The organism is Janthinobacterium foliorum (genome assembly GCF_978021625.1).
Genome location: NZ_CDXDQE010000008.1, coordinates 36,969 through 49,096, shown reverse-complemented (window position 1 = coordinate 49,096; position 12,128 = coordinate 36,969). Strand labels below are relative to the sequence as shown.

The window sequence follows — 12,128 nt, the reverse complement described above, 5'->3', positions numbered from 1 at the left end:
GATCGCGAAGCGACTGACCCCAGCTTTACGCCGGCAACCATGGAAGACGCCATGGCACGCATACTCCACAGACAAAAAAATAGCCGCTCTGTGAGCGGCTATTTTTATGCATGGAAACTAATTACGGCGCTTCCGGTGCGGCGGCTGGTGCCGTCAATGGCTTGACGATCTTCACCTTGGCCTTGGCTTTCAGGTACTCGACGTAATCGAACATTTCCTGTTGTGCCAGGATGCCGCTGATCTGGTCTTTCTCTTGCTGGCGGCGCGCCGCATCCACTTGTTCCGGCTGCTGCACCTTGCTGATGCGGTAGATGCCGTAGCCCAGCGCTGGCAGGTCCACGCCCACGTACGCTGGCAGCTTGCTGGTGTCGGCCTTCATGACTTGCGCGATGGCGGCGCGGTTGATGCCGTCGAGCTTGCTGCGCGACACCCATTGCGCGGCGCCGAAACCGGTGGCGTCACCCGATGCCTTCAAGGCGGCCAGCTTGGCTTCGCCGGCTTTTTTCGCCAGCTTTTCCGCTTCTTCCATCGTCACGCGCTGACGGATCATCGCTTCGACTTCGGCCAGCGGACGCTTCGATGCCGGCTTGAATTCCACCACGCGGCCAGCGATCAGCACGTTTGGCGCGACGGTCACGGCTTCCGTGTTGCGCTTGTCCTTCAGCGAGTCGTTCGAGAAGATGGCTGTCAGGAACTTGGCGTTGTTGAACGGTGCATTGCCCAGTGCCGGCGACGGCGTGCGCGACAGGTTGGCGACGGTTTCCACTTTCAGTTTCAGCTTGTCAGCGGCTGGCTTCAGGCTATCGGACTGCTCGTACACGGTGTTGGTGAAGGTTTCCGCCATTTCCGAGTATTTCTTGGCGGCGAACTGCTTGCGCAGGTCAGCCGTGATCTCGCCGCGCACTTCGTCCAGCGCCTTGACGTGCTGTGGCTTGAGCGAGGTGACGGTCAGGATATGGAAGCCGAAATCGGACGCGACAACATCGCTGATCTCGCCCTGCTTGAGCTTCGAGACGGCAGTCAGCAGCGGCGCTGGCAGGCCATCCTTGCCGATCACGCCCAAGTCGCCGCCTTGTTCCGCGGACGCCGGATCTTCCGACTTGGCTTTCGCCACGGCGGCAAAGCTGGCAGGCGCCTTGCGCACTTCGGCCAGGATGGCTTCGGCCTTGGCCTTGGCGGCAGCCTTGTCGGCGGCCGATGCGTCTTTCTTCACGGCCACCAGGATATGGCTGGCCTGGCGCGCTTCTTCCGTCGTATAGGCTTTCTGGTTTTTCGCGTAGTAGCTCGTCACGTCGGCGTCGGTGACGTCGACTTGCTCGCTGGCAGCGCTGTCATCGAGCACGACGTATTCGATCTTCGCCTGTTCCGGGATTTCAAAGAACTTGCTGTTCTTGTCATAGAAAGCCTTGACCATGGCGTCCGTCACTTTGACTTCCGACACGTACTGGGCGATCGGCAACAGCAGCTCCTGCACTTCACGCTCTTCCGAGGTGATGTCCGACAGGCGCTTGGAGACGGTGTTCGGGGCGAAGGCCGTGCCTTGCACGGCGCCAGCCAGTTGCTGCAGGGCCAGGTCGCTGCGGCGGCGCGCATCGTACATCTGCGGCGTCATGCCTTGCGCGGCCAGCATGGCCTTGTAGCGCTCCAGGTCGAACTTGCCATCTGGCAGGGTCAAGCCGGGGATCTCCAGCACTTCCTTTTGCAGCACGGCGTCGCTGATGACCAGGTGGCTGCGGCCCACTTCGGCGGCCACGGCGCGCTCGGCGATCAGGTTGTCGAGGATGCTCTGGCGCGCTTCCGGCGTGTCGAACATTTTCTGATCAAACTGCGCGCCCATCATCTGGCGGTAGCGGTCGATCTGCTGGCGTTGCGCTTCTTCATATTGCTGCTGCGTGATCACCTGATCGCCGACCTTGGCGATGGTGTTCGCGCCGTCGCCGAAGCTTTGGTAGCCACTGATACCGACCAGTGCAAAAGACGGGACGATCACCAGCATCAAGAGAAACTGCATGAAGCGTCGATGGGTACGAATAAATTCAAACATGGTCAGCCAATTCGGGATGAGTGGATCACTATAAAAAAAGGCGAACATGCGTTCGCCTTGATTTCTTCGGCGGAATGGACGGGACAGATGTCCACTTCCCCTTTAGATTCAACAACTTGGCGCTGGAACTAAAGCAGGATTCTGACGCCCAAGCCATTATCTCCTGATTCTACAATGCCCATAGCGCTATAGCAAGAGTAAATCAGGGGCGGCGCCCTGCCCCGGCGGCGCAGGCGCGGGCAGTCCCGGCGGGAAGCCGAGCTCGGCCATTAAACCCGATCCAGCTTAAAGGGGATTTAAATGCACGCGCCTTCTTTATTCAGAACGGCACTGCAAAGATTTAAAGCGTCACCGCGCGAAGATAATCGGACGCATAAACAAAAAACCCGCGCTGCTTATTCAGCAGCGCGGGTTTCCATATTCTGGCGGAGCGGACGGGACTCGAACCCGCGACCCCCGACGTGACAGGCCGGTATTCTAACCAACTGAACTACCACTCCTTAAGAGCGTATTTTTTTGGCGGAGCGGACGGGACTCGAACCCGCGACCTCCGACGTGACAGGCCGGCATTCTAACCAACTGAACTACCACTCCGAAAAATACACAGTACTACTTGCATTTGTTTTCAGGATCGTCATTCAAGAACGTCGACCCTGAAATCGCGGCACCCGAAAGCGCCGCCAAATGTTTCCGGTGATTGTCACCTCACCGAAGTCCGTTAGTTTACAGCATCCTTCAAAGCTTTACCAGCTTTAAATTTCGGGACTTTTGCAGCTTCGATCGTGATCGCTTCTTTGGTACGCGGATTGCGGCCGGTACGCTCAGCGCGTTCGCTGACCGAGAAAGTACCGAAACCAACCAGCGTCACGCTGTCGTTGTTTTTCAAAGTTTCCGTCACGCCGCCGATAACAGCGTCGAGTGCGCGCGCAGCGGCGGCTTTGGAAATGTCAGCTTTTTCAGCAATGTGGTCGATCAATTCAGTCTTGTTCACTAGCATCCCCAATTACAAAGGTATAAAACGTTTACCGTATCGTTGCGGCACTTTTGGCACCACAGCTGTCCGGCGAAAAAAATGTGCAGGCGTATTAAACAAGCCACACTGTATATGTGTCAAGCGCTTTGGGGGCGCAATTCACGTTTCAATATAAAACAAGCGCTCTAAAAGCGCTTGTTTGGGGAAAACAGGGGTAAAACGTTAGTGTTTTACTACCTCGCCAGCCGTGTCAGGCTTGGCCGCCGCGGCCGTGACAGCCTCCACGGCAGCGACTTCCGTCAATGGTTCAGGCATGCGTTCGAGCGCGATTTCCAGCACTTTGTCGATCCAGCGCACGGGCACGATCTCCAGCTTGTTCTTGACGTTGTCCGGAATTTCGGCCAGGTCTTTCACATTCTGCTCGGGAATCAGCACCGTCTTGATGCCGCCGCGATGGGCCGCCAGCAGCTTCTCTTTCAAGCCGCCGATCGGCAGCACTTCGCCGCGCAAGGTGATCTCGCCCGTCATCGCCACGTCGGCGCGCACGGGAATGCCCGTGAAGACCGACACCATCGCCACCGTCATGGCTGCGCCCGCCGAAGGACCATCCTTCGGCGTCGCGCCTTCCGGCACGTGGATATGGATGTCGCTCTTCTCGAACACGTCCGGCTTGATGCCGAGGCGCGCGGAACGGCTGCGCACGACGGTGCGGGCCGCCTCGATCGATTCCTTCATCACGTCGCCCAGGGTGCCCGTGCGGATGACGCCGCCCTTGCCCGGCATCGATACGGCTTCGATGGTCAGCAGATCGCCGCCCACTTCCGTCCATGCCAGACCGACCACCTGGCCCACCTGATTTTCTTTCTCGGCGACACCAAAATCATAGCGGCGCACGCCGAGGAATTTATCCAGGTTCTTCGAGTTGACGATGACTTTCTTGTCGGATTTTTTCAGCAGCAGCATCTTGACTACCTTGCGGCAGATCTTCGACACTTCACGCTCGAGCGAACGCACACCGGCTTCCCGCGTGTAGTAGCGGATGATGTCGCGCAGCGCCGATTCGGCCACCGAAATTTCTTCTTCCTTCAAGCCATTGTTCTTGATCTGCTTCGGCAGCAAGTAACGCTGCGCGATGCTGGTCTTTTCGTCTTCCGTGTAACCGGACAGGCGGATCACTTCCATGCGGTCCAGCAAGGCTGGCGGAATGTTGTACGAGTTCGACGTCGCCACGAACATCACGTCGGACAAGTCGAAATCGACTTCGATGTAATGGTCGGAGAACGTGTGGTTCTGTTCCGGGTCGAGCACTTCCAGCAGGGCCGAGGACGGATCGCCACGGAAATCGGCGCCCATCTTGTCGACTTCATCGAGCAGGAACAGGGGGTTGCGCACGCCGACTTTCGACAGCGATTGCAGGATCTTGCCCGGCATCGAGCCGATGTAGGTGCGGCGATGGCCACGGATTTCCGCTTCGTCGCGCACGCCACCCAGGGCCATGCGCACGAACTTGCGGTTCGTCGCGCGGGCGATGGACTGGCCCAGCGACGTCTTGCCGACACCCGGAGGACCGACGAAGCACAGGATGGGCGCTTTCAGCTTGTCAACGCGCTGTTGCACCGCGAGGTACTCCAGGATGCGTTCCTTGACCTTGTCGAGGCCGTAGTGGTCGCCTTCGAGCACTTTTTCCGCATTCGACAAGTCGTTATTGACCTTGGATTTCTTTTTCCAAGGCAAATTGACGAGGGTATCGATGTAGTTGCGCACGACGGTGGCTTCGGCCGACATCGGCGACATCAGCTTGAGTTTTTTCAGCTCGTTGGTGGCCTTGTCGAGCGCTTCCTTCGGCATTTTTGCCGAAGCGACTTTTTTCTCCAGCTCGTCGAGGTCGGCGCCATCTTCGCCCTCGCCCAGTTCTTTCTGGATCGCCTTGACTTGCTCGTTCAGGTAGTACTCGCGCTGCGATTTTTCCATCTGGCGCTTGACGCGGCCACGGATGCGCTTTTCCACTTGCAGGATGTCGAGCTCGCCTTCGAGCTGGCCCAGCAGGTGCTCGAGGCGCTTGGCCACGCTGAAAATTTCCAGGATGACCTGTTTTTGCTCAAGTTTGAGCGGCAGGTGCGCAGCCACCGTGTCGGCCAGGCGGCCGGCATCGTCGATGCCCGACAGGGATGCGAGGATTTCAGGCGGGATCTTTTTGTTCAGTTTGACGTACTGGTCGAACTGCTGCACGATCGCGCGGCGCATGGCTTCGACTTCCGACTCGTCGCCCGGCTCGGACTCGAGCGGCGTCAGGTCGGCGATGAAGTGCGTCGGCGCATCGCTGATGTGGTTGATACGGGCACGCTGCGCGCCTTCGACCAGCACCTTGACGGTGCCATCGGGCAGCTTCAGCATTTGCAGAATATTGGCGACGCAGCCAATTTCATAGATATCCGAAGGAGACGGCTCGTCCTTCGCGGCTGCTTTTTGAGCGGCAAGCATGATGCTCTTGCCTTGCTCCATCGCAGCTTCCAGCGCCTTGATCGACTTTGGACGGCCAACGAACAGCGGTATCACCATATGCGGGAAAACGACGACATCCCGCAACGGCAATAACGGCAGTTGAGTTTGCTCAGTTAATTTGGAAGTTGTCATGGCGTACCTTATAGAAAGCGTGTTTACGATGTTGGCGCTCGCTGCCAAAACACAAGACCGGCGAGAATAAATAATTCTGTGAAACAAACATCACTGTCTATTTCGCAAAACACACCCGCATGACTCTAATGCGCAAGTTCAATGATAAAAAAGCCACGCGCAGCGAAGCGCCGCGAGTGGCTTTACGATTGAAGCCTGCACCATTATTGATTTAAATTGTACTGCCATGCCTTAAGGAATCAAAACCCTTTTTATGCATTTGTGTGGGCAGTTTTCAATTTTCTCCGGAGGCCTTGGCAGTCTCTTGGTAAATCAACAAAGGTTTGGCTCCGCTGGTGATGGTATTTTCGTCGATGACGACCTTCACCACATTTTGTTCGCTCGGCAGTTCGTACATGACGTCCAGCAAAGCATGTTCCAGGATGGAACGCAGGCCACGGGCACCGGTCTTGCGCGCCAGCGCCTTGCGGGCGATCGCGTGCAGGGCGGCCGGACGAATCTCCAGTTCCGCGCCTTCCATCTCGAGCAGCTTCGAATACTGCTTGATCAGCGCATTCTTAGGCTCGACGAGAATCTGGATCAGCGCCTCTTCCGTCAATTCCGCCAGCGTGGCGATGACGGGCAGACGGCCCACCAGTTCCGGAATCAGGCCGAACTTGACCAGATCTTCCGGCTCCGCTTGCAACATCAGTTCGCTGGCCGAGCTTTGCGACTTGCTGCGCACGGTGGCCGAGAAGCCGATGCCGCTCTTTTCGGAACGGTTGGCGATCACTTTCGACAGGCCATCGAAGGCGCCGCCGCAGATGAACATGATGTTGGTCGTGTCGATCTGCACGAAATCCTGGTTCGGATGCTTGCGGCCGCCTTGTGGCGGCACGGAAGCCATCGTGCCTTCGATGAGTTTCAGCAAGGCTTGCTGCACGCCTTCGCCGGACACGTCGCGCGTGATCGACGGATTGTCGGACTTGCGCGAAATCTTGTCGATTTCATCGATGTAGACGATGCCGCGCTGGGCTTTCTCGACGTCATAGTTGCAGCTTTGCAGCAGCTTCTGGATGATGTTTTCCACGTCCTCGCCCACGTAACCGGCTTCGGTCAGGGTGGTGGCGTCGGCGATCACGAACGGCACGTTGAGCATGCGCGCCAGGGTCTGTGCCAGCAGGGTCTTGCCCGAGCCGGTAGGACCGACCAGCAAGATGTTGCTCTTGGCCAGTTCGATGTCGTCTTTCTTGCCCAGGTGCTTGAGGCGCTTGTAATGGTTGTACACCGCCACCGACAGGATGCGCTTGGCAGTCTGCTGGCCGATCACGTACTGGTCGAGCAAGGCGGCAATTTCTTGCGGCGTCGGCAGGTCGGATTTGGTACCGGTCACCGTCTCGATGCTGGACGTTTCATCACGGATGATGTCGTTGCACAAGTCGATGCACTCGTCGCAAATGAACACGGACGGGCCGGCGATGAGTTTCTTCACCTCGTGCTGGCTTTTGCCGCAGAACGAGCAATACAGTAATTTTTCGCCGCTAGAGGATTTTTTGTCTGACATAAGGCATTTTGGTTGGAACTGCATTAACAATATTGCAAAATCGCAAGCCGGATGACAGTTGCTGCTCGTAAAGGCAACGACCCATGGCGCAAGTCAACAACGTGCACAAGCTCCATGCTACCCGAAATAAAAGCGAAACGCCCGAACGTTTGAGCGCCCGGGCGTTTACTTACTTGCTTAGCAATACCGGTAGGGGCTCATCAAGCGCGGCTGGTCAACACTTTGTCGATCAAGCCGTACTCAACAGCCTCGTCGGCGGACATGAAACGGTCGCGGTCGGTGTCCTTGGCGATCTGTTCGATCGACTGGCCCGTGCGCTCGGCCATGATGCCGTTCAAGCGGGTGCGCAGGTAAAGAATTTCCTTTGCCTGAATCTCGATGTCCGACGCCATGCCTTGCGAACCACCGGACGGCTGGTGAATCATGATGCGTGAGTTTGGCAGCGAGAAACGCTTGCCCTTGGCGCCGGCGGCCAGCAGGAAGGCACCCATCGAGGCGGCCATCCCGGTACACAGGGTCGAGACGTCCGGCTTGATGAACTGCATGGTGTCGTAGATGGCCATGCCGGCCGAAACCGAGCCACCTGGCGAGTTGATGTAGAGAGAGATTTCCTTTTCCGGATTTTCGCTTTCCAGGAACAGCAGCTGGGCGACAACCAGGTTGGCCATCTGGTCATTGACCGGGCCAACCATGAAAATCAAGCGCTCCTTCAGCAGGCGCGAGTAAATATCATACGAGCGCTCGCCGCGACCGCTTTGTTCCACCACCATCGGCACCAGGCCGAGCATCTCTGTGTCCAGCGCCGGATTACGGTTCATACCTGTCATTTCATTTCCTTGTGAAGCAGTTAGGGGATGCTACCACCACCTTGGGACACCTGACAAAACCTACTGCGCGTCGCGTGTGCGGTCTCCGCTGCTCACTGAGCCGGCGTCCCCGTGCATTCGCACAGTTCCGCTTCTCAGCCACAACTTCCATCCGCTCGCTACGGTTTCGTCAGGTGTTAAAAGCTATCATGGCATCCCAATACCAACTGGTTTACGCTTGTGCGTTGCTTCCCATCAATTCGTCGAAAGCAACTGCTTTCGTCGTAACTTTCGACAGGCCCAACACGTAGGTGACGACGTTTTCTTCCAATACAAGGGCTTCGATCTCACCCAGGCGACGACGGTCGCTGTAGTAGTACTTCAGCACTTCGCGTGGATCTTCGTAGCTTTGGGCGAAATCTTCGATTTGCGCCTTCACTTGCTCAGGCGTTGCCTGCAGGTTGTTGTCGCCGACCAGTTGCGACAGGATCAGGCCCAGGCGTACGCGACGCTCGGCTTTTTCCGCGAACAGTTCTGCTGGGAAAGGCACGTCCTTGACGTTCATGCCGCGCTGCGCCATGTCCTGGCGGGTCATTTCGGCCAGGCGCTCGGAATCCTGAGCGATCAGCGTTTTTGGCACTTCCAGCTCAGCAACTTTGATCAGCGCGTCCATGACGGCTTCCTTGTTGCGCGCTTTCACGCGGCCGGCAACTTCGCGTTGCAGGTTGACTTTGATGTCTTCGCGCATCTTGGCCAGGTCGCCATCGGCAACGCCCAGCGATTTTGCGAATTCAGCATCGACTTCCGGCAAGTGCGCCCACTCCAGCTTTTGCAGGGTGATGGTGAACGAGGCGGTTTTGCCGGCCACGTCCTTGCCATGGTAGTCTTCCGGGAACGACAGCGGGAACGTCTTGGACTCGCCCACTTTCAGACCCAGGGTTGCTGCTTCGAATTCTGGCAGCATGCGGCCTTCGCCCAGCACGAAAGCGTAGCCGTCAGCTTTGCCGCCTGGGAATTCAACGCCGTCGATCGAACCGACGAAGTCCACGGTCACGCGGTCGCCGTTGGCAGCGACTGGCTCGCCGCCGTCGCCGTGTTCGCCAGCTTCGCCCTTGGTGTGGAAGTGCACGCGCTGCTTGCGCAGGATGTCGATGGTCTTGTCGATTTCGGCTTCCGACACGTCGGCTTGCACGGTTTCGATTTCAACGGCCGTCAGGTCGCCGATGACGACTTCCGGATACACTTCGAAGGTTGCGTCGAAAGCCAGCTGGCCTTCGGCTGCTTCTTCTTTCGGCACGATGTTCGGGAAACCGGCGACGCGCAGGTTGTTTTCGTTGGCGGCGTCGTTGAAAGCGCGGCCGACTTTGTCGTTCAGCACTTCGGATTCGATTTGGTAGCCGTATTGTGCTGCGACCATTTTCAACGGCACTTTGCCCGGACGGAAGCCCGGTGCCTTAGCCGTACGGGCTTGCACTTTCAGGCGCTTCTCAACTTCCGTGCGGACGTCCGTCAGCGGGAAGGAGATCGTGATACGACGTTCGAGTTTGCCCAAGGTTTCGACTGCAGTTGCCATGTAAAAAATCGTCCAAAAAATAAATACTGTTGGTACGAGAGAAGAAGACCCGACCCCTTGCGCCATTCCTGGCAGCAAGACATGGGCCCAGCTTCACTCGCTCGCAAATTCATCTGTAAAAGTATTGAAAGCAGGACAGTGGACCTGGTCTACCCGGCTGGGGAAAAACCCGCACCAGGCACCAAACAATCCGCCGCTTCCAGTACCGCGACAGGGCTCCGAGCGTCCAGCCATGCTTCAAGGTAAATCGCAGGGCCGGCCATCATTCGGTAAAGCGTGGCATTATAACAAAGGACTTCGGAGAAGTGGCTGGCTTTGCGGCCCGGCCACAGAGGATGCCAGCGGCGGCGAACGAGTCGCCGCAGCCTGGCTCTGCCCTGTCTTTACTCTTGCCCCGGCATTCTTCATTTCGCCAGAGACAGGCTTTCCAGCCTGCTTCGTACATTAGTATATGCGAACTGTCGCTCCGTCCGAAACAAAGAAATGCGCTCTTGGCGAAGATTTCGGGCAAAAAACCTTTGATTTGCCTCAATTTGGCCATTTTTCAGGCAAACCTAACTCCGCTTGCCCCTCTCCAAGTGAATTTAAGGGAGAAAACATCATGAGCGATAGCGCACCGGGCGCCTCCACCAACGCCAAAGCCAAGCTGCAAATGGTTCTCAGCCGCCTGCTCGACGGCGTCACCGATGACGATCTGCAAAAAATCCAGACGGAAGTCGATGAAATGGAATTGCGCATCAAGGGCGATGGCCACCACGACCACGACCACCCGACCGTCGCCTGAGACGGCAATGGCTGCAGTCGCATTGCGGGCCACGCCACCAGGCATGGATGTGCTCGATGCCGTGGAAACGGCGCTGGTGCGCCACCGCGCCTTTGGCGACAGCCACTACATCCGTGACCAGCTGGCCGTCGCCTACCGGCGGCGCCTGCACAAGCTGGGCGACACCCTGCCCGAGGCCGCGCGACTGGCCGGCCTGCTCGATGCCGCGGCACCGGCACGCCGGCGCCAGTTGCTCGGCGATACGGTACTGCGCTGCGCCGTGCAGCACGCCATGCGCCAGCTGCATCTGGGCGACGACTACGGCCTGCCCCTGCCGCAGTGCGCGACCCTGTTCCAGGGCGCTGGCGCCCACCTGCGCGCCGGCCTGCCCGGCGGGCCGCTGGTCGCCCACCTGCCGGACATGGCGCGCCTGCACGACGACGGCCCGGCACAGGACGACGACACGTATATATGGCATGCCTGGCACCAGGGCACGCCCTATGCAGCGGCCTTCCTTGCCGTCATGGAAGACAATTACGGCGCGCCGCTGGCCACGCCCACGCCGCACGAGCGCGCCCTGCTGCGCCGTGGCCTGCGCCTGCTGGACACCCTGCTGCCACGCCTGAGCGCCAGCGCCCTGTCGCACGTGCAACTGATCGCCCTGTTTCCCAAGCTGGGCACCTGGCGCGGCAAGGCTTCCAGCTCGCAGTTTCGCGTCAATGGCAGTGTCTTCCTGAACCAGGAGCTGATCGGCAATCCGTGGTGGCTGGCCGAGCACCTGCTGCACGAAGCGCTGCACCAGAAGCTCTACGACTTTCGCCACGGCCACAGCCTGCTGGCCCCCGACTATGCGCGCGAGGATGGCGCCAAAGTCTGCTCGCTGTGGAATGCGCCCGATGATGAAGGCAATCATTACTGGGATGCGCACCGCGTGCTGGCCGCCTTCCACGTGTACGTGCACCTGGCATTGCTGTGCCTGCTAGCCGAGCGGCATGAGGCAGCGCTGGCGCCCGTGTATGGCGCCATCGGCAACAACATGAGCGGCAGCCGGCGTGCCATCGACCGGGCCCGCTATCTGGGCGAACAATTGCTGGCGACCACCTGGCCGGAGCTGGGCCTGGCCGGACGGCGGATGACGCACTGGCTGCTGGCCGTGCTCGACGAGCTCGACGTTCAGCGGCGGCCCGCCGGCGCCACCGCCCACTTATTGCTCGACCTGTACGAGCGCCAGAGCCGCAAGCTCGACACTTTCCTGGCCCGGCAGCCTCCGCCGCCCGGCGACACGCTGGTATCGCAGGCGCAGCAGGAGCTGGCGACGGCGCGCGCGGCGCTGCAACTGCTGGACAGGGAAATGCCGCAGCTCCGGCTTGAAGGGGAACACAGCTGGCCGCAAGCGCGGCAATGGGTGCTGCAGGCGTTATTGCCCTTGGCACAGGATGAAGCCATGATGCAAAGGACGGGCTACCCGCAGGCCCAGGCGCTGCTTGCGCAGCTGGTGCAGCAATCGAGCCGGCAACTGGCGGGCCTCGGCGTACTGGGTTGAAGTTGAACCGATGAAGTTCTGAGAATGATCTTGATGGTGCTGCACGTCCGGGCTGGAACAACCCGGATTGGTGCGGATGGGGAGACTCGAACTCCCAAGCCGAAGCACTGGCTTCTAAGACCAGCGTGTCTACCAATTCCACCACATCCGCATACTTGTACTGCTGGCGACTCTTGCCGCGCCGCTTGGCCGCCGTGCAAATTGGCCGCCACGCAGACTGACCGCCGTGCCGGCTACCGCCTGCGCCAC

The 12,128-nt window shown here is 59.0% G+C and carries 8 protein-coding genes and 3 tRNA genes; 2 read left to right on the top strand and 9 right to left on the bottom strand.

Annotated elements, in window-relative coordinates; all coding sequences use genetic code 11:
* Nucleotides 1-121: 121 nt before the first annotated feature.
* The 8 genes from ACZ92H_RS16950 to tig form a co-directional block, all read right to left on the bottom strand.
* Nucleotides 122-2,044 (bottom strand): SurA N-terminal domain-containing protein, encoded by a 1,923-nt coding sequence (locus tag ACZ92H_RS16950; RefSeq protein ID WP_465050290.1) that lies wholly within the window; start codon nt 2,042-2,044, stop codon nt 122-124.
* Nucleotides 2,045-2,467: 423 nt separating this feature from the next.
* A tRNA-Asp gene (locus ACZ92H_RS16945) sits at nt 2,468-2,544 on the bottom strand.
* A 17-nt stretch (nt 2,545-2,561) separates the two neighbouring features.
* Nucleotides 2,562-2,638, bottom strand: a tRNA-Asp gene (locus tag ACZ92H_RS16940).
* 124 nt (nt 2,639-2,762) lie between these two features.
* Nucleotides 2,763-3,035 carry an HU family DNA-binding protein gene (locus tag ACZ92H_RS16935; protein WP_010398442.1) on the bottom strand — a complete coding sequence of 91 codons (273 nt, stop codon included), beginning with the start codon at nt 3,033-3,035 and terminating at the stop codon, nt 2,763-2,765.
* Nucleotides 3,036-3,239: 204 nt separating this feature from the next.
* On the bottom strand, nt 3,240-5,651 hold the full coding sequence (gene lon, locus ACZ92H_RS16930; protein WP_465050289.1) for an endopeptidase La: 2,412 nt from the start codon (nt 5,649-5,651) through the stop codon (nt 3,240-3,242).
* A gap of 274 nt (nt 5,652-5,925) precedes the next feature.
* Nucleotides 5,926-7,194 carry an ATP-dependent Clp protease ATP-binding subunit ClpX gene (clpX, locus tag ACZ92H_RS16925; RefSeq protein WP_076568804.1) on the bottom strand — a complete coding sequence of 423 codons (1,269 nt, stop codon included), beginning with the start codon at nt 7,192-7,194 and terminating at the stop codon, nt 5,926-5,928.
* A 200-nt stretch (nt 7,195-7,394) separates the two neighbouring features.
* Entirely contained in the window at nt 7,395-8,012 is a 618-nt protein-coding gene (clpP, locus tag ACZ92H_RS16920) for an ATP-dependent Clp endopeptidase proteolytic subunit ClpP (protein ID WP_374106865.1), read from the bottom strand.
* A 220-nt stretch (nt 8,013-8,232) separates the two neighbouring features.
* On the bottom strand, nt 8,233-9,573 hold the full coding sequence (tig, locus tag ACZ92H_RS16915) for a trigger factor (RefSeq protein ID WP_465050475.1): 1,341 nt from the start codon (nt 9,571-9,573) through the stop codon (nt 8,233-8,235).
* A 601-nt stretch (nt 9,574-10,174) separates the two neighbouring features.
* On the opposite strand from tig, the gene ACZ92H_RS16910 reads away from it, so the two are divergent.
* Nucleotides 10,175-10,357, top strand: coding sequence for a hypothetical protein (locus tag ACZ92H_RS16910; RefSeq protein ID WP_465050288.1), 183 nt, complete (start codon nt 10,175-10,177; stop codon nt 10,355-10,357).
* Between the two features lie 7 nt (nt 10,358-10,364).
* A complete protein-coding gene (locus ACZ92H_RS16905) occupies nt 10,365-11,879 on the top strand; it encodes a hypothetical protein (protein WP_465050287.1) in 1,515 nt (504 codons plus the stop codon).
* Between the two features lie 68 nt (nt 11,880-11,947).
* Here ACZ92H_RS16905 and ACZ92H_RS16900 read toward each other — a convergent pair.
* Nucleotides 11,948-12,030, bottom strand: a tRNA-Leu gene (locus tag ACZ92H_RS16900).
* Between the last annotated feature and the right edge of the window lie 98 nt (nt 12,031-12,128).

Excerpts from the sequence above, each read along its gene's own strand:
- ACZ92H_RS16950 (WP_465050290.1), bottom strand. The coding sequence starts at position 2,044 with ATGTTTGAATTTATTCGTACCCATCGACGCTTCATGCAGTTTCTCTTG.
- lon (WP_465050289.1), bottom strand. The coding sequence starts at position 5,651 with ATGACAACTTCCAAATTAACTGAGCAAACTCAACTGCCGTTATTGCCG.
- clpX (WP_076568804.1), bottom strand. The coding sequence starts at position 7,194 with ATGTCAGACAAAAAATCCTCTAGCGGCGAAAAATTACTGTATTGCTCG.
- clpP (WP_374106865.1), bottom strand. The coding sequence starts at position 8,012 with ATGAACCGTAATCCGGCGCTGGACACAGAGATGCTCGGCCTGGTGCCG.
- tig (WP_465050475.1), bottom strand. The coding sequence starts at position 9,573 with ATGGCAACTGCAGTCGAAACCTTGGGCAAACTCGAACGTCGTATCACG.
- ACZ92H_RS16910 (WP_465050288.1), top strand. The coding sequence starts at position 10,175 with ATGAGCGATAGCGCACCGGGCGCCTCCACCAACGCCAAAGCCAAGCTG.
- ACZ92H_RS16905 (WP_465050287.1), top strand. The coding sequence starts at position 10,365 with ATGGCTGCAGTCGCATTGCGGGCCACGCCACCAGGCATGGATGTGCTC.